Source organism: Pseudomonas sp. I8001 (assembly GCF_013385345.1).
Classification (GTDB): domain Bacteria; phylum Pseudomonadota; class Gammaproteobacteria; order Pseudomonadales; family Pseudomonadaceae; genus Aquipseudomonas.
In genome coordinates this window covers 95,322-112,338 of record NZ_JACAQC010000011.1, presented here as the reverse complement: position 1 = coordinate 112,338, position 17,017 = coordinate 95,322, and the positions used below count along the sequence as shown (strand labels likewise).

14 protein-coding genes are annotated in these 17,017 nt (G+C 60.1%); 12 read left to right on the top strand and 2 right to left on the bottom strand.

Annotation, left to right across the window (positions count from 1 at the left end; translation table 11 throughout):
- Positions 1–74 precede the first annotated feature (74 nt).
- From HX839_RS11555 to HX839_RS11520, 8 genes are all read left to right on the top strand, one after another.
- A complete protein-coding gene (locus HX839_RS11555; protein ID WP_003216000.1) occupies positions 75–1,703 on the top strand; it encodes an ABC transporter substrate-binding protein in 1,629 nt (542 codons plus the stop codon).
- Between the two features lie 364 nt (positions 1,704–2,067).
- Positions 2,068–3,612, top strand: coding sequence for an ABC transporter substrate-binding protein (locus tag HX839_RS11550; protein ID WP_371135981.1), 1,545 nt, complete (start codon positions 2,068–2,070; stop codon positions 3,610–3,612).
- A 171-nt stretch (positions 3,613–3,783) separates the two neighbouring features.
- On the top strand, positions 3,784–5,181 hold the full coding sequence (locus tag HX839_RS11545) for an OprD family porin (RefSeq protein ID WP_003215995.1): 1,398 nt from the start codon (positions 3,784–3,786) through the stop codon (positions 5,179–5,181).
- Positions 5,182–5,262: 81 nt separating this feature from the next.
- Positions 5,263–6,861 (top strand): ABC transporter substrate-binding protein, encoded by a 1,599-nt coding sequence (locus tag HX839_RS11540; RefSeq protein WP_102369916.1) that lies wholly within the window; start codon positions 5,263–5,265, stop codon positions 6,859–6,861.
- 74 nt (positions 6,862–6,935) lie between these two features.
- Entirely contained in the window at positions 6,936–7,946 is a 1,011-nt protein-coding gene (locus HX839_RS11535) for an ABC transporter permease subunit (RefSeq protein ID WP_003215992.1), read from the top strand.
- A gap of 10 nt (positions 7,947–7,956) precedes the next feature.
- Positions 7,957–8,868: an ABC transporter permease subunit gene (locus HX839_RS11530; RefSeq protein WP_003215991.1), complete on the top strand. Its 912-nt coding sequence runs from the start codon at positions 7,957–7,959 to the stop codon at positions 8,866–8,868.
- 10 nt (positions 8,869–8,878) lie between these two features.
- The gene (locus tag HX839_RS11525; protein ID WP_003215989.1) at positions 8,879–9,847 is read left to right on the top strand and encodes an ABC transporter ATP-binding protein; all 969 of its coding nucleotides are present in this window, start codon (positions 8,879–8,881) and stop codon (positions 9,845–9,847) included.
- Entirely contained in the window at positions 9,847–10,818 is a 972-nt protein-coding gene (locus HX839_RS11520; protein WP_003215987.1) for a peptide ABC transporter ATP-binding protein, read from the top strand. The genes HX839_RS11525 and HX839_RS11520 overlap by 1 nt, the downstream gene beginning before the upstream one ends.
- A 113-nt stretch (positions 10,819–10,931) precedes the next feature.
- Here HX839_RS11520 and HX839_RS11515 read toward each other — a convergent pair whose 3' ends face one another.
- Entirely contained in the window at positions 10,932–11,207 is a 276-nt protein-coding gene (locus HX839_RS11515; RefSeq protein ID WP_003215984.1) for a hypothetical protein, read from the bottom strand.
- A gap of 168 nt (positions 11,208–11,375) precedes the next feature.
- Positions 11,376–12,959: a peptide chain release factor 3 gene (locus HX839_RS11510; RefSeq protein ID WP_003215978.1), complete on the bottom strand. Its 1,584-nt coding sequence runs from the start codon at positions 12,957–12,959 to the stop codon at positions 11,376–11,378.
- 331 nt (positions 12,960–13,290) lie between these two features.
- Here HX839_RS11510 and HX839_RS11505 point away from each other — a divergent pair, with 331 nt between their 5' ends.
- From HX839_RS11505 to HX839_RS11490, 4 genes are read left to right on the top strand one after another with little or no spacing between them, the layout of a single operon-like run.
- Entirely contained in the window at positions 13,291–14,007 is a 717-nt protein-coding gene (locus tag HX839_RS11505) for an ABC transporter permease (RefSeq protein ID WP_003215977.1), read from the top strand.
- Between the two features lie 38 nt (positions 14,008–14,045).
- Entirely contained in the window at positions 14,046–14,939 is an 894-nt protein-coding gene (locus HX839_RS11500) for a glycine betaine ABC transporter substrate-binding protein (RefSeq protein WP_177067066.1), read from the top strand.
- Between the two features lie 11 nt (positions 14,940–14,950).
- Complete coding sequence (locus tag HX839_RS11495) at positions 14,951–15,604, top strand: ABC transporter permease (protein ID WP_003215973.1); 654 nt, start codon at positions 14,951–14,953, stop codon at positions 15,602–15,604.
- Positions 15,601–16,758, top strand: coding sequence for a betaine/proline/choline family ABC transporter ATP-binding protein (locus HX839_RS11490; RefSeq protein WP_008437274.1), 1,158 nt, complete (start codon positions 15,601–15,603; stop codon positions 16,756–16,758). The genes HX839_RS11495 and HX839_RS11490 overlap by 4 nt, the downstream gene beginning before the upstream one ends.
- Positions 16,759–17,017 lie beyond the last annotated feature (259 nt).

The window sequence follows — 17,017 nt, the reverse complement described above, 5'->3', positions numbered from 1 at the left end:
CTGCATAAGTATCCGCAGGTCGACTCACGAGGTCGCCCTCACTACCAAAAATGACAACAAATCATGAGGCCAACATGCTTAAACACGCAGTCATTCCGTTATTAGTCAGCGCCGGTTTAATGGCTGCTGCACCTTTCGCCCAAGCGGCGAGCAACCTGGTGTTCTGCTCCGAAGGGAGCCCGGCCGGTTTTGATCCAGGCCAGTACACCACCGGAACAGACTTCGATGCTTCGGCCGAAACCATGTTCAACCGTCTGACCCAGTTCGAGCGCGGCGGCACCGCTGTTGTTCCTGGGCTCGCCACGACCTGGGACGTTTCCCCGGATGGCCTGACGTACACCTTCCACCTGCGTGAAGGCGTCAAGTTCCACACCACCCCGTACTTCAAGCCAACTCGTGAATTCACGGCTGACGACGTACTGTTCACCTTCAACCGGATGATCAATAAAGACGATCCGTTCCGTAAAGCCTACCCGACCGAGTTCCCGTACTTCACGGACATGGGTATGGACACCAACATCAAGAACATCGAGAAAGTCGATGACCACACCGTCAAGTTCACCCTTGGCACCGTGGACGCCGCCTTCATCCAGAACCTGGCAATGAGCTTCGCCTCCATCCAGTCGGCTGAATACGCCGCCCAGCTGTTGAAGGAAGGCAAGGCACAGGACATCAACCAGAAGCCAATCGGCACTGGCCCGTTCGTGTTCAAGAGCTACCAGAAAGACTCCAACATCCGTTACACCGGCAACAAGGATTACTGGAAACCTGAAGACGTGAAGATCGACAACCTGATCTTCGCCATCACCACCGACCCGTCGGTGCGTATCCAGAAGCTGAAGAAAAACGAATGCCAGGTGACCCTGTTCCCACGTCCGGCCGACCTCAAGGCGCTGGGTGAAGACAAGGACCTGAAACTGCCGCACCAGGCCGGTTTCAACCTGGGCTACATCGCCTACAACGTAATGCCGGTCCTCAAGGGCCAAACCGCGCCTAACCCGCTGTCCGACCTGCGCGTGCGTGAGGCCCTGGACATGTCGGTGAACAAGCAGCAGATCATCGACTCGGTGTACCAGGGCGCAGGCCAACTGGCTGTCAACGCCATGCCGCCAACCCAGTGGTCCTATGACACCACCATCAAGGATGCGCCGTTTGATGTGACCAAAGCCAAGGCTTTGCTCAAGGAAGCCGGCGTCAAGGAAGGCACCGAGATCACCCTGTGGGCGATGCCGGTCCAGCGTCCGTACAATCCGAACGCCAAGCTGATGGCCGAGATGCTGCAGAACGACTGGAAACAGATCGGCCTGAAAGTGAACATCGTCAGCTATGAGTGGGGCGAGTACATCAAGCGCTCCAAAGGCGGCGAGAACCAGGCCATGATCATTGGCTGGAGCGGCGACAATGGTGACCCGGACAACTGGCTGAACGTGCTGTTCGGCTGCGATTCCCTGGCCGGCAACAACTTCTCCAAGTGGTGCGACAAGAAATTCGACGGCATCGTGAAAGAAGCCAAGGCGACTTCCGACGTAGCCAAACGCACCGAGCTGTACAAGCAGGCGCAACATATCCTCAAAGATGCAGTCCCGATGACACCTATCGCGCACTCGACGGTGTATCAACCCATGCGCAACAACGTGCAGGACTTCAAGATCAGCCCATTTGGCTTGAACTCCTTCTACGGCGTGAGCGTAAGCGGCAAGTAAGGATCTCTGGCGGCGACGTTTCATAACGTCGCCGTTATTGCATCCGCCAAGACCGTAGGAAACAGACCACCTCTGCACACGCTGCCGTCCTACGGCAGCTAACTGCGAATCGCGGCTCCGTTACCTACAAGGTCTGTCAGATTCGTTGCATTTACTGCCCGGCTCCCGACCCATAACGTCGTGGTACGGCAGACGCATCGTCTCTGTAGGGCAACTGCCGTTGTGGGATCAGTGTTGTCGCAAGGTCGTGAATGACCTTGCGATTGCTCACTGACGAAAACAACAAACAAGGATCGGGATTGTTATGCGCCATACCACCGTTCTATCCGCGATATTTGGCACCAGCCTGCTGGCTGTGGCCTCGATGGGCCAGGCTGCCGAGAAAAAGAGCCTGGTGTTTTGCTCCGAAGGCAGCCCGGCGGGCTTCGACACCGCGCAATACACGACGGCCACCGATAACGACGCCGCCGAGCCTATCTACAACCGCTTGGCCGAGTTTGAAAAAGGCGCGACTAATGTCGTACCGGGCCTGGCAACCCGTTGGGATATTTCCGAAGACGGCCTGACCTATACCTTCCACCTGCGTGAAGGGGTGAAATTCCACGGCAACAAGGACTTCAAGCCGACGCGCGACTTCAACGCCGACGACGTGCTGTTCACCTTCAATCGCATGCTTGACCCCGAACACCCGTTCCGCAAGGCCTACCCCACCGAGTTTCCGTACTTCAACGGGATGAGCCTGAACAAGAATATCGCCAAGGTCGAGAAAACCGACCCGCACACCGTGGTGATGACCCTGAACACGGTCGACGCCGCGTTTATCCAGAACATCGCCATGAGCTTCGCCTCGATCCTGTCGGCTGAATACGCCGACCATTTGCTCAAGGTCGGCAAGCCCAGCGACATCAACCAGAAGCCGATCGGCACCGGGCCGTTCGTGTTCCAGCGCTACCAGAAAGACTCGCAGATTCGCTACACCGGCAACAAACAGTACTGGGACCCGAGCCGCGTGAAGCTCGACCAGCTGATCTTTGCGATCAACACCGACGCCTCGGTACGGGTACAAAAGCTCAAGGCCGGCGAATGCCAGATCACCCTGCACCCGCGCCCGGCCGACGTCGAAGCCCTGAAGGCCGACCCGAATCTGCAACTGCTGACCAAGCCGGGTTTCAACCTGGGCTACATCGCCTATAACGTGCGGCACAAGCCCTTCGACCAGCTCGAAGTGCGCCAGGCCCTGGACATGGCGGTGAACAAGCAGAGCATCCTCAACGCCGTGTACCAGGGCGCGGGGCAACTGGCGGTCAACGCCATGCCGCCGACCCAGTGGTCTTACGACGACACCATCAAGGACGCCGCCTACAACCCGGAAAAAGCCAAGGAACTGCTCAAGGCTGCCGGCGTGAAGGAAGGTACCGAGATCACCCTGTGGGCGATGCCGGTACAACGGCCGTACAACCCCAACGCCAAGCTGATGGCCGAAATGCTGCAAAGCGATTGGGCGAAGATTGGTCTCAAGGTGAAGATCGTCAGCTATGAATGGGGCGAGTACATCAAGCGCACCAAGAATGGCGAGCATGACATCAGCCTGATCGGCTGGACCGGCGACAACGGTGACCCGGACAACTGGCTGGGCACCCTCTACAGCTGCGACGCCATCGGCGGGAACAACTACTCCATGTGGTGTGACCCGGCGTACGACAAGCTGATCAAGCAAGCCAAGGTCGTCACCGACCGCGAACAAAGGACTGTTCTATACAAACAGGCGCAGCAACTGCTCAAGCAGCAGGTGCCGATCACGCCAGTCGCCCACTCGACGGTCAACCAGCCGTTAAGCGCCAAAGTCGAAGGTTTCAAAGTGAGCCCCTTCGGCCGCAACGTGTTCTCGGGCGTCAGCATCAACCCATAAAAAGATAACCGGATTGCGCAGGGCGAGCATTCGCCTTGCTGCAAACGTGCAGCCTTATTTCGGGTTTTACCCATGGGCAAACGTTTGCAAAGGCTTGAACGAGTTACACACCCAATAGCCGGTTCACCTAAAAAGACCGGCATTAAAAAGAGAACCAAAGGAGCTTCACCCATGAAACTGAGCAGCACCGCGCTACTGGCCCTGGCCATCAGCAGCATCACGGCTAACGCCTACGCTGATCCTGCAAGCCAGGACTTCGTTCCAACCACACTGGCCGGCACCAGCGCCCAAAGCGAGGCCAAAGGCTTTATCGATGGCGCAAGCCTGGGCGGTACAACCCGTAACTGGTTCTCCAACGAACAACGCTTCCGTGGCAGCAAGTTCACTTACCAGAAGCACGGCGAAGCCCGTACTGACAACTACCGTACCAACTGGGTGCAAGGCACCATCCTCAACGCTACCTCGGGTTTCACCCAAGGCACCGTTGGCGTGAGCACTGAAGTGGCGGTCTACAACGCTCTGGTCCTGGACCGCAGCAAGCGCGACATCAAGGGCGGCTCCAACCGTACCCTGGCCGACTCCGACGGCGACGCTGTAGACCAGTGGAGCAAACTGGGCCTGGCCAACGTCAAGTTCCGTGTCTCGAACACCACCTTGACCGCCGGTCGCCAGAACTTCAGCAGCGGCATCATCGACACCATCGGTAACCGTGCGCTGCCTTCGAGCTTCGAAGGTGTGAGCTTCAACAGCGAAGAGTTCAGCAACCTGTCCTTCCAGGGCGGCGTGTTCGACCGCGTTTCGCCACGGACCGAGCAGAGCCTGTCGAAATTCCGTACCGAATACGGCAATGGTCGCCAGGAAACCGACAAGGTCAACACCCTGGGCGTCAACTACCAGCCGTTCAAGAGCCTGAAGACCAGCCTGTTCGCCGCTAACGTGGAAGACTTCTGGAACCAGTACTACTTCGGTGCTACCCACGAGCTGGGTGACAGCCAGACCCTGTCCCTGACCACGGGCCTGAACTACTACAAGACCGTCGACGAAGGCAAAAAGTTGATGGGCAAGATCGACAACGACACCTACTCGCTGTCGTTCGGCCTGACCCACCAGGCTCACAGCCTGACCTTCTCCTACCAGGCCGTGAACGGCGACGAGTACTTCGACTACCTGCACGAAACCAACGGCATCTACCTGGCCAACTCCCTGACGTCCGACTTCAACGGTCCGAACGAGAAGTCCTTCCAGATCGCCTACGGCATCAACATGGCCGAATACGGCGTGCCGGGCCTGAAGTTCAACGTCTACTCGGCACGTGGCTGGGGTATCGACGGTACTCACTACACCGGCGACGGCGGCCGCGCTGGCTTTGCCTACAACGGCATTCAGGCCCAGGACGGCGAGAAGCACCAGGAATACGGTGTAGGCGCGGCTTACGCGATCCAGAGCGGCGCACTCAAGGCCACCACCATTCGTGGTACCTACGTGACTCACCGTGCCAGCGCCAACCAGGCTGACGGCAACCTGCGTGAGTTCCGCCTGGTGACCACCATCCCGTTCAACATTCTTTAATCAGCGCCAGGTCGGCGGCGGGCTCAGGACGAGCCCGCCGCCTACGCTTGTCTGGTCCAATCGATTGCAGAGGGCTCTTAGATGAAAATGCTCCCGTTACAAGCCGCCATTGCCGCTGCGCTGTTGAGCGTTGCTGTCGGCATCTCGGCCAAACCGTTGGTCGTCTGCACCGAAGCCAGCCCGGAAGGCTTCGATCCGGTCCTGTACACCACGGCTGTCACCGCCGACGCCGCGGCCGAAACCATCTTCAACCGCCTGGTGGACTTCAAGCCCGGCACCACCGAAGTGATCCCGGCACTGGCCAAAGACCTGCCCGAGATCAGCGCCGATGGCCTGACCTACACCTTTCACCTGCGTGACGACATCAAGTTCCACACCACCGACTACTTCAAACCCACGCGCAACATGAACGCCGACGACGTGCTTTGGAGCTTCCAGCGCCAGCTGGACCCGAATCACCCGTGGCACAAAAAGTCCAACGTGGGCTACCCATACTTTGAAAGCATGGGCTTCAAGGAACTGCTCAAGAGCGTAGAGAAGACCGATGACCACACCGTGGTCTTCACCCTGACCCGCCCTGAAGCACCGTTCCTGGCCGACCTGGCCATGGCGTTTTCCTCGATTCACTCCGCCGAATACGCCGACCAGTTGCTCAAGTCCGGCAAGACCGACGACCTGAACGCCAAGCCCATCGGCACCGGCCCGTTCATCTTCACCCGCTACGCCAAAGACGCCCAAGTGCGCTTCAAGGCCAACCCGGAGTACTTCCGTGGCAAGCCGCCGGCTGACCCGCTGATCCTGGCCATCACCACCGACAACAACGTGCGCCTGCAAAAGCTCAAGGCCAACGAATGCCAGATCGCGCTGTATCCGAAACCGGATGACGTGCCGAGCATGAAGGCCGACCCGAACCTGAAGGTGGCGGAACTGGCGGCGATGACCACCGCTTACACCGCCATGAACACCACCCACAAGTACATGAGCGACGCGCGGGTGCGTCACGCGATCAACATCGCGTTCGACAAGAAGGGCTACAACGAATCCCTGTACGGCAAAGGCAACGCGGTCGACGCCACCGGCCCGTACCCGCCAACCCTGCTGGGTTTCAGCGACAAGCTGAAAAACCCGCCCCGCGACCTCGACAAGGCCCGCGCCCTGCTCAAGGAAGCCGGCGTACCGGAAGGCACCGAGTTCACCCTGTTTACCCGCAACGGCGGCGGCCCGACCAACCCCAACCCAATGCTCGGCGCCCAGCGCATGCAGGCGGATCTGGCGCAGATCGGCCTGAAAGTGAACATCAAGGTCATGGAATGGGGCGAAATGCTCAAGCGCGCCAAGAATGGCGAACATGACATGGTCTCCGCCGGCTGGGCGGGGGATAACGGGGACCCGGATAACTTCCTCACCCCGAACTTGAGTTGCGATGCAGCGAAAAACGGCGAAAACTACGCCCGCTGGTGTAACAAGGAGTTTCAAGACTTGATCGACAAGGCGCGCGCCATCGCTGAACCCACCCAGCGCGCTGCACTCTATGAACAAGCAATGGACGTTTTCGACAAGGACCAACCATGGATTCCCATGGCTTACCCGAAAATGTTCACCGCCATGCGTAAAAACGTCGAGGGTTATACCCAAAGCCCTCTGACCACAAATAACTTCGCCACCACCCAGGTGAAGTAGATAAGAGACGCTCGGCACCGTCGACATTGACGGTGCCGAACCTGCCTAACCGGCTGATTGAGGTACACAACAAGATGTTTAGTTTTATTGCCCGCCGATTGGGGTTATTGATCCCCACGTTTTTCGGCATCACCTTGCTGACCTTCGCGTTGATTCGCATGATCCCTGGCGACCCCGTCGAAGTCATGATGGGCGAACGACGAGTCGACCCCGAGATGCACGCTCAGGCAATGGAACGCCTTGGTCTGAATAAACCGCTCTACGCGCAATACCTGGATTATGTCGGCAAGCTCGCCCACGGCGACCTCGGCGAATCCCTGCGCACCCGTACCAGCGTGTGGACTGAATTCACCGCCCTTTTCCCTGCGACCCTGGAACTGTCCATGGCCGCCCTGTTGTTCGCCGGCATCCTGGGGCTGTTAGCCGGGGTGATCGCGGCCTTGAAGCGAGGATCCCTGTTCGACCATGGGGTGATGGGCATCTCCCTGGCGGGATATTCGATGCCGATCTTCTGGTGGGGCCTGATCCTGATCATGTTCTTCTCCGTCAGCCTGGGCTGGACGCCAGTCTCCGGACGGATCGACCTGCTCTACGACATCGAGCCGCGCACCGGCTTCATGCTGATCGACACCCTGCTGGCCGACGAGCCGGACGCATTCTGGGATGCCCTGCACCACCTGATCCTGCCGGCCATCGTGCTCGGTACCATCCCGCTGGCCGTTATCGCGCGGATGACCCGTTCGTCGATGCTCGAAGTACTGCGCGAAGACTACATCCGCACCGCCAAGGCCAAGGGCCTGTCGCCGGCGCGCGTGGTGTTCGTCCACGGCCTGCGTAACGCCTTGATCCCGGTACTCACCGTGGTCGGCCTGCAAGTCGGCACATTGCTGGCCGGTGCGGTCCTGACCGAAACCATCTTCTCGTGGCCCGGCATCGGCAAATGGCTGATCGAAGCCATTGGCGCACGGGATTATCCCGTGGTGCAAAACGGCATCCTGTTAATCGCCTGCCTGGTGATTCTGGTGAACTTCGTGGTGGATATCCTCTACGGCTTCGCCAACCCACGCATCCGTCACCAGCGCTGAGATCATGACCATGACCACACCTACTCCCGCGGTAGCAGTCGATCAAAGCCTGCTGTACCCGTCCCCGTACAAAGAATTCTGGCAAGCCTTTTCCAAGAACAAGGGCGCCGTTGCCGGCCTGCTGTTCATGTTGCTGGTGGTGTTTTGCGCGCTCTTCGCCCCTTGGGTGGCCCCGCATAACCCGAGCGAGCAATACCGTGACTTCCTGCTGACCCCTCCGGCCTGGCTGGAAGGTGGGCAGATCCAGTTCCTGCTGGGCACCGATGAACTCGGGCGTGACCTGCTGTCGCGCCTGATCCAGGGTTCGCGCCTGTCGTTGCTGATCGGCTTATCGTCGGTGGTGATGTCGCTGATCCCGGGGATCCTGCTGGGCCTGTTCGCCGGTTTCTTCCCGCGCCTGCTCGGCCCGACCATCATGCGCCTGATGGACATCATGCTGGCCCTGCCGTCGCTGCTGCTGGCTGTGGCGATTGTCGCGATCCTCGGCCCTGGCCTGATCAACACCGTGATTGCGATCGCGATCGTGTCGCTGCCGTCCTATGTCCGTCTGACCCGCGCTGCGGTGATGGGCGAACTGAACCGTGACTACGTGACTGCCGCCCGCCTCGCCGGCGCCGGCCTGCCGCGCCTGATGTTCGTCACCGTGCTGCCGAACTGCATGGCGCCGCTGATCGTTCAGGCCACCCTGAGTTTCTCCTCGGCGATTCTCGATGCTGCAGCCCTGGGCTTCCTGGGCCTTGGCGTACAACCGCCAACCCCTGAGTGGGGCACCATGCTGGCCTCGGCCCGCGACTACATCGAACGCGCCTGGTGGGTCGTGAGCCTGCCTGGCTTGACCATTTTGCTCAGCGTGCTGGCAATCAACCTGATGGGCGACGGCCTGCGCGATGCGCTGGACCCGAAACTCAAGAACGCCGCCTGAGGAGATTCCCATGTCACTGCTAGAAATCAAGAATCTCAATGTCCGCTTCGGCGACAAGACCGCCGTGCCGGTGGTCGATGGCCTCGACATCTCCGTCGACAAAGGCGAAGTACTGGCGATCGTTGGCGAGTCGGGTTCGGGTAAATCCGTGACCATGATGGCGTTGATGGGCCTGATCGAGCACCCCGGCATCGTCACTGCCGACGCCCTGAACTTCGACGGCAAGGACATGCTCAAGCTGAGCAACCGCCAGCGTCGGCAGATCGTCGGCAAAGACCTGGCGATGGTCTTCCAGGACCCGATGACCGCCCTGAACCCCAGCTACACCGTGGGTTTCCAGATCGAAGAAGTGCTGCGCCTGCATTTGAAAATGTCCGGCAAGCAAGCGCGCAAGCGTGCCATCGAACTGCTCGAAAAGGTGGAAATCCCGGGCGCAGCCAGCCGTATGGATGCCTACCCGCACCAGCTGTCCGGTGGTATGAGCCAACGTGTGGCCATCGCCATGGCGATTGCCGGCGAGCCGAAACTGCTGATCGCCGATGAACCGACTACTGCGCTCGACGTGACCATCCAGGCCCAGATCATGGACCTGCTGCTGGCCTTGCAGAAAGAGCAGAACATGGGCCTGGTGCTGATCACGCATGACCTCGCGGTAGTGGCCGAAACCGCCCAGCGCGTGTGCGTGATGTATGCCGGCCAGGCCGTGGAAGTCGGCCAGGTGCCGCAGTTGTTCGACATCCCGGCGCACCCGTACAGCGAAGCGTTGCTCAAGGCGATCCCCGAGCACAGCCTCGGCGCCACGCGCCTGGCCACGCTGCCGGGTATCGTTCCCGGCCGCTATGACCGCCCGCAGGGTTGCCTGCTGTCGCCGCGGTGCCCGTATGTGCAGGAGTCCTGCCGCGCCCAACGCCCGGGCCTTGACCCGAAAAGCCACAGCCTTGCCCGCTGCTTCTACCCGCTGAATCAGGAGGTGGCGTAATGGCCGTCGTACTTACCGCCCGCGACCTGACCCGTCACTACGAAGTGTCCCGTGGCCTGTTCAAGGGCCATGCCCTGGTGCGCGCACTCAACGGTGTGTCGTTCGAGCTCGAAGCCGGCAAGACCCTCGCGGTCGTAGGCGAGTCCGGTTGCGGCAAATCCACCCTGGCCCGCGCCCTGACCTTGATTGAAGAGCCGTCTTCCGGCTCGCTGAAAATCGCCGGGCAAGAAGTCGCCGGTGCCGACAAGGCCCAGCGCAAGCAACTGCGCAAAGACGTGCAGATGGTGTTCCAGAGCCCTTACGCCTCGCTGAACCCGCGCCAGAAGGTCGGCGACCAACTGGGCGAGCCGCTGCTGATCAACACCAACCTGTCTGCCGCCGAGCGCCGGGAAAAGGTCCAGGCGATGATGAAGCAAGTGGGCCTGCGCCCTGAGCATTATCAGCGCTACCCGCACATGTTCTCCGGCGGCCAGCGCCAGCGAATCGCACTGGCGCGGGCGATGATGCTGCAACCCAAGGTGCTGGTGGCGGATGAACCGACCTCGGCGCTGGACGTATCGATCCAGGCCCAGGTGCTGAACCTGTTCATGGATTTGCAGCAGGAATTCAACACCGCCTACGTGTTCATCTCCCACAACCTCGCGGTGGTGCAGCACGTCGCCGACGACGTAATGGTGATGTACCTCGGCCGCCCGGTTGAAGTCGGTCCAAAGGAAGACATCTATGCGCGCCCGCTGCACCCGTACACCCAGGCGTTGCTGTCGGCGACCCCGACCATTCATCCGGACCCGAACAAACCGAAGATCAAAATCGTCGGCGAGTTGCCCAACCCGTTGAACCCGCCATCCGGCTGCGCCTTCCACAAGCGCTGCCCGTACGCGACCCAGCTGTGCAGTACCGATGAACCGGTGCTGCGACCACTCGACAACCGCCAGGTGGCTTGCCACTACGCGGAGCAATTTGTGGTCTGACGTGCAAAAAAAATGCTCTGGAGGGTGAGTCCAGAGCATTCCAGTGTTCTACAGCCCTGCTTGTCGGATAGCGCATCTGTTCGGCAAGCGGGGCTTTCTTTTGCCTGCGTTACTTATGTATCGCTGTCGCCATCGTTGTAGGTGTCGCTGTCTTCGCCATCATTGTCCGGGTTCTCGGCATCGTCATCGTCCTTGGAACCGCCCTGGTTTTCGTCACCGGGCTCGGATTCACTCTTGGCCAACTGCAAGCCACCCGCCTGCACCGTCTTCGCCGCCACAAACCCCGTGCCATGGCTTTGCACAGCCGTATTGGCCCACGCGGCAGACATGCCCAATGACATCATCACCAGCACTTTGAGCAACAGCACCACACGTTGAAAGATACTCATGGTCGAATTCCGCCCAGTCAGGAGTTGAACTGCGTACGACAGCTGTCCACCGTCGCCTTGCTTCAAACTAGTCCCGAACTGAAGTTTTCGCCAATGAAACAACCTGAATAGCAGCCAAAGAAAAAGGCGAAGCCATCACAGCTTCGCCCTCTCTTATATCGCTAACCCTTAGTGATGCTCACGGGTCGCGCGGAATTTCACATCCGGCCAGCGCTCTTCCATCAGCGCCAGGTTGACCCGAGTCGGGGCCAGGTAGGTCAGGTGACCACCGCCGTCGATCGCGAGGTTTTCCACGGCCTTGATCTTGAACTCTTCCAGCTTCTTCTTATCGCTGCAGTCGATCCAGCGCGCGGAGTACACGGTGATCGGCTCATAGGAGCATTCCACCTTGTATTCCTCTTTCAGGCGACTGGCCACTACATCGAACTGCAGCACACCGACGGCGCCGAGGATGATGTCGTTGCTGCGTTCCGGGAAGAACACCTGGGTGGCACCCTCTTCCGCCAACTGCTGCAAACCCTGGCGCAGTTGCTTGGATTTCAGCGGGTCACGCAGGCGTACGCGGCGGAACAGTTCCGGGGCGAAGTGCGGGATACCGGTGAAGCCCAGCACTTCGCCTTCGGTGAAGGTGTCACCGATCTGGATGGTGCCGTGGTTGTGCAAGCCGATGATATCGCCGGCATACGCTTCTTCCAGCTGCTCACGCTCGGAGGAGAAGAAGGTCAGGGCGTCGCCGATGCGCACGTCCTTGCCGGTACGCACGTGGCGCATCTTCATGCCTTTTTCGTATTTGCCGGAGCAGATACGCATGAAGGCGATACGGTCGCGGTGCTTGGGGTCCATGTTCGCCTGGATCTTGAACACGAAGCCGGCGAATTTCTCTTCCACAGGCTCCACGGTACGCTCGTTGGCAACCCGGGCCAGCGGCTTGGGGGCCCAATTGACCACGGCATCCAGCACGTGATCGACACCGAAGTTGCCCAGGGCGGTACCGAAGAACACCGGCGTCAGCTGGCCGTCGAGGAACTCCTGCTGGTTGAACTCGTGGCAGGCGCCCTGCACCAGTTCCAGCTGGTCGACAAACCGGTCGTACTCGTCACCCAGGTGGGCGCGGGCTTCGTCGGAGTCGAGCTTCTCGATGATTTTCACATCGGTACGTTCGTGGCCGTGGCCAGCGGTGTACACAATGATGTAGTCGTCGGCCAGGTGGTACACGCCCTTGAAGTCGCGGTAGCAACCAATCGGCCAGGTGATCGGCGCGGCCTTGATCTTCAGGACGGCTTCGATTTCGTCCAGCAGTTCGATCGGGTCGCGGATGTCACGGTCGAGTTTGTTGATAAAGCTGACAATCGGCGTATCCCGCAGGCGGCACACGTCCATCAGCGCGATGGTGCGGGGCTCGACGCCTTTACCGCCGTCGAGGACCATCAGCGCCGAGTCCACCGCCGTCAGGGTGCGGTAGGTGTCTTCGGAGAAGTCTTCGTGGCCCGGGGTGTCGAGCAGGTTGATCATGTGGTCGCGATACGGGAACTGCATGACCGACGTGGTAATGGAAATACCACGCTGCTTTTCCATTTCCATCCAGTCGGAGGTGGCATGGCGGTCGGATTTACGGGATTTCACCGTGCCGGCCACCGCGATCGCCTTGCCCATCAGCAACAGCTTTTCGGTGATGGTGGTTTTACCGGCATCGGGGTGGGAAATAATGGCGAAAGTGCGGCGTTTCGCGACTTCGGCGGCCTGGTGGGTCATGGGAAATCGCCTGGCAGGTGAGTCAAAAAAGGGCGGCGAGTATAGCGCAAACCCGGGGTGACGGACCACCGTTCACCCCATTGGGGGTGGCTAATTGCTGCCAAGTATGGAACCTTTTAAAAGGTAGAGACGTCCACTCCCCTGCTATCGCACTCGTAACAGGGGCTGAAAAATCAGCAAGTTAGCCTGACGAGGCTGCGCTCATGGCTCGACCGCATACCGCGTTGCCGGTAGGGGCGAGCTGCTATTCGCGACCACATTCGCCGACAGCCAGGAATGGCATTGCCGCTCGGAAATGTGTTCGCCGACAAAAGAAAAAAGGAGTCCGCCTGTGGCTATTCGCTATGGCAAAGGGCTGATAGGAGGAGCGGTTGTCGTCGCTCTCCTGGCCCTGCTGGTCCACTGGATCGGCATCAACACGATCGAACTGTACCGCGACGATTTGTTGTTTTACCTGCAAGCTCACTTGATCCTCGTCCTTGTTTCGATGCTGGCCGCCCTGATCGTAGGGATTCCCGCCGGTATCCTGCTGAGCCGACCCAACATGGTCGGGCGCGCAGAACGCTTCATGCAGATCTTCAACATCGGCAATACCGTCCCTCCCCTGGCCGTACTGGCCATCGCCCTCGGTGTCCTTGGCATCGGCAGCGGCCCCGCGATCTTCGCGCTGTTCCTCGCCTCGTTGCTGCCCATCGTGCGCAACACCTATGAAGGCCTGAAAAACGTTCAAGGTTCCCTGAAAGAAGCCGCCGTCGGCATCGGCATGACGCCGCGCCAGGTGCTGTTTCGCGTGGAATTGCCCAACGCCGTGCCGATCATCATCGGTGGTGTACGCGTGGCCCTGGCGATCAACGTCGGTACCGCGCCCCTGGCGTTCCTGATTGGCGCCAACAGCCTGGGCAGCCTGATCTTCCCCGGCATCGCCCTGAACAATCAGCCGCAACTGCTGCTCGGCGCCGCATGCACCGCGCTGCTGGCCTTGCTGCTCGACGGTCTGGTGACCATGGCCAGCCGCCTTTGGCTGGAACGCGGGTTGCGTCCGTCTTAAGGCTTTGGCCCCGTCTTGGGCCTGAAACAGGAATTCACATGAAAAAACTGACATTGATATTGAGCTGCGTCCTGCTGTTCGCAGGGTTTGCGCAAGCCGCTGAAAAACCGGTCATCCGCATCGGTGCCCGGGTGTTCACTGAACAGACCCTGCTCGCCGAAATCACCTCCCAGTACCTGCGCACCAAGGGCTACGACACCCGTGTGACCGGCGGCCTGGGCAGCAACCTGGCACGCAGTGCCCAGGAAAGCGGGCAACTGGACCTGATCTGGGAATACACCGGCGTGTCGCTGGTGGCCTACAACCACGTCGACGAGAAGCTCGACAGCGAACAGTCCTACGCCCGAGTGAAAGAACTCGACGCGAAAAAAGGCCTGGTCTGGCTCTCTCCGTCGAAATTCAGCAACACCTACGCCCTGGCCCTGCCAGAGAACGTGGCCAAGGAATTCCCGCAGATCAACAGCATCAGCGACCTGACCGCGGCACTGGCCGAGAAAACCAAGGAAAACCGCCTGGTGGCCCTGGACACCGAGTTCGCCAACCGTTCCGACGGCATGGCCGGCATGGTCAAGCTGTACGACATGAACCTGACCCGCAAGAACACCCGGCAGATGGACGCCGGCCTGGTGTACACCGCGCTGCGTAATGGCCAGGTGTTTGGCGGCTTGGTCTACACCACCGACGGTCGCCTGAACGCCTTCAAATTGAAGCTGCTGGAAGACGACAAGCACTACTTCCCGGACTACACCGCCGCGCCGGTGGTGCGTCAGGTTTACCTCGATGCCCATCCGCAACTGGCCGCTGATCTCAAGCCACTGGCTGCGCTGTTCGACGACGAAACCATGCGCCAGCTGAACGCGCGGGTCGACGTCGACCACGAAAGCCCGTCCGCCGTGGCCGCAGATTTCCTGCGCCAGCATCCGATCAACTAAGAGGAGAAGACATGGAATTCCTGAACGCCTTTTCCCATCTTGATTGGGCCCAAGTCCTGCACCTGACCTGGCAGCACATCACCCTGGTCGGCATTGCAGTGATCCTCGCAATCGTCGTAGGCGTGCCCCTGGGTGTGCTGATGACCCGCTTCCCGACGCTCGCCGGCCCATTGCAAGCCAGTGCCACGGTGTTGCTGACCGTGCCGTCGATTGCCTTGTTCGGCCTGCTGCTGCCGTTCTACTCCAAATTCGGCCAGGGCCTGGGGCCGATGCCGGCGATCACCGCCGTGTTCCTCTATTCCCTGCTGCCCATCATGCGTAACACCTACCTCGCCCTCACCGGCGTTGAGCCAGGCATTCGCGAGGCCGCCAAAGGCATCGGCATGACCTTCGGCCAGCGCTTGCGCATGGTCGAGCTGCCGATTGCCGTACCGGTGATCCTCGCCGGTGTGCGCACCGCCGTCGTCATGAACATTGGTGTGATGACCATCGCCGCCACCATCGGCGCCGGTGGCCTGGGTGTACTTATTCTGGCTTCCATCAGCCGCAGCGACATGTCGATGCTGATCGTTGGCGCCGTGCTGGTCAGTCTCCTGGCCATCTTCGCCGACCTGCTTCTGCAATGGCTGCAACGCACGCTGACTCCAAAAGGACTGCTCAAATGATCGAACTTCAAAACCTGACCAAGACCTTCCAAAGCAACGGCAAGACCATCACCGCCGTTGATTCCGTAAGCCTGACCGTCAACGAAGGCGAAATTTGCGTATTCCTCGGCCCCTCGGGCTGCGGCAAGAGCACCACGCTGAAGATGATCAACCGCCTGATCAAGCCGACCTCCGGCAAGATCCTGATCAACGGCGAGGACACCACCGACCTCGACGAAGTGACCCTGCGTCGCAACATCGGCTACGTGATCCAGCAGATCGGTCTGTTCCCGAACATGACCATCGAAGAGAACATCGTGGTGGTGCCCAAGCTGCTGGGCTGGGACAAGCAGAAATGCCACGACCGCGCCCGCGAGTTGATGAGCATGATCAAGCTCGAACCCAAGCAGTACCTGCATCGCTACCCGCGTGAGCTGTCCGGCGGCCAGCAACAGCGGATCGGCGTGATCCGCGCCCTGGCGGCGGATGCACCGTTGCTGCTGATGGATGAGCCGTTCGGCGCGGTCGACCCGATCAACCGCGAGATGATCCAGAACGAGTTTTTCGAGATGCAGCGCGCGCTGAACAAGACCGTGATCATGGTCAGCCACGACATCGACGAAGCCATCAAGCTGGGTGACAAGATCGCGATCTTCCGCGCCGGCAAGCTGCTGCAGATCGACCACCCGGACACCCTGCTGGCCCACCCTGCCGACGAATTCGTCAGCAACTTCGTTGGCCAGGACAGCACCCTCAAGCGCCTGCTGCTGGTGAAGGCTGAAGATGCGGCGGACAACGCGCCGTCGGTCAGCCCGGAAACCCCGGTGGCGGATGCCCTGGAGCAGATGGATGAGCTGGACCGTCGCTACGTGGTGGTCACCGATGCCGAGAACAAGGCGCTGGGTTATGTGCGACGTCGCGACCTGCATCGTCAGACCGGTACCTGCGGCCAATACCTGCGGGAATTCAACGCCACGGCGGCGTACGACGAGCATTTGCGCATCCTGTTGTCGCGCATGTACGAGTTCAACCGCTCGTGGTTGCCGGTGATGGATGCGGAGCGGGTGTTCCTGGGGGAAGTCACCCAGGAGTCGATTGCCGAGTATCTGAGTTCCGGTAAGTCCCGTGGGGGCAAGACCAGCATTGTGTCGCCTGCCGAGACAGCACTGGCCTGACCTGACACACAGCGGTCAAAATGTGGGAGCGGGCTTGCTCGCGAAGGCGGAGTGTCAGTCACCGGATGCATTGGCTGATACACCGCATTCGCGAGCAAGCCCGCTCCCACATTGGATCTTCACTGTACCCGCAACACCTCAAATTGCCCCTACCGGGGAACATCAATCCGTCATACCGGTCGGTTACATAAGTAGCTGCACACGGCCGCACGACGAACGCGTGCAAAAACGCGACATTTTTAGTTGATCTATAGCCCCT

Bases quoted from the DNA above. Each gene is read 5' to 3' on its own strand.
- HX839_RS11545 (WP_003215995.1), top strand. From the start codon at position 3,784: ATGAAACTGAGCAGCACCGCGCTACTGGCCCTGGCCATCAGCAGCATC.
- HX839_RS11500 (WP_177067066.1), top strand. From the start codon at position 14,046: ATGAAAAAACTGACATTGATATTGAGCTGCGTCCTGCTGTTCGCAGGG.
- HX839_RS11490 (WP_008437274.1), top strand. From the start codon at position 15,601: ATGATCGAACTTCAAAACCTGACCAAGACCTTCCAAAGCAACGGCAAG.
- HX839_RS11550 (WP_371135981.1), top strand. From the start codon at position 2,068: ATGGGCCAGGCTGCCGAGAAAAAGAGCCTGGTGTTTTGCTCCGAAGGC.
- HX839_RS11555 (WP_003216000.1), top strand. From the start codon at position 75: ATGCTTAAACACGCAGTCATTCCGTTATTAGTCAGCGCCGGTTTAATG.
- HX839_RS11520 (WP_003215987.1), top strand. From the start codon at position 9,847: ATGGCCGTCGTACTTACCGCCCGCGACCTGACCCGTCACTACGAAGTG.
- HX839_RS11525 (WP_003215989.1), top strand. From the start codon at position 8,879: ATGTCACTGCTAGAAATCAAGAATCTCAATGTCCGCTTCGGCGACAAG.
- HX839_RS11540 (WP_102369916.1), top strand. From the start codon at position 5,263: ATGAAAATGCTCCCGTTACAAGCCGCCATTGCCGCTGCGCTGTTGAGC.
- HX839_RS11530 (WP_003215991.1), top strand. From the start codon at position 7,957: ATGACCACACCTACTCCCGCGGTAGCAGTCGATCAAAGCCTGCTGTAC.
- HX839_RS11535 (WP_003215992.1), top strand. From the start codon at position 6,936: ATGTTTAGTTTTATTGCCCGCCGATTGGGGTTATTGATCCCCACGTTT.
- HX839_RS11515 (WP_003215984.1), bottom strand. From the start codon at position 11,207: ATGAGTATCTTTCAACGTGTGGTGCTGTTGCTCAAAGTGCTGGTGATG.
- HX839_RS11510 (WP_003215978.1), bottom strand. From the start codon at position 12,959: ATGACCCACCAGGCCGCCGAAGTCGCGAAACGCCGCACTTTCGCCATT.
- HX839_RS11495 (WP_003215973.1), top strand. From the start codon at position 14,951: ATGGAATTCCTGAACGCCTTTTCCCATCTTGATTGGGCCCAAGTCCTG.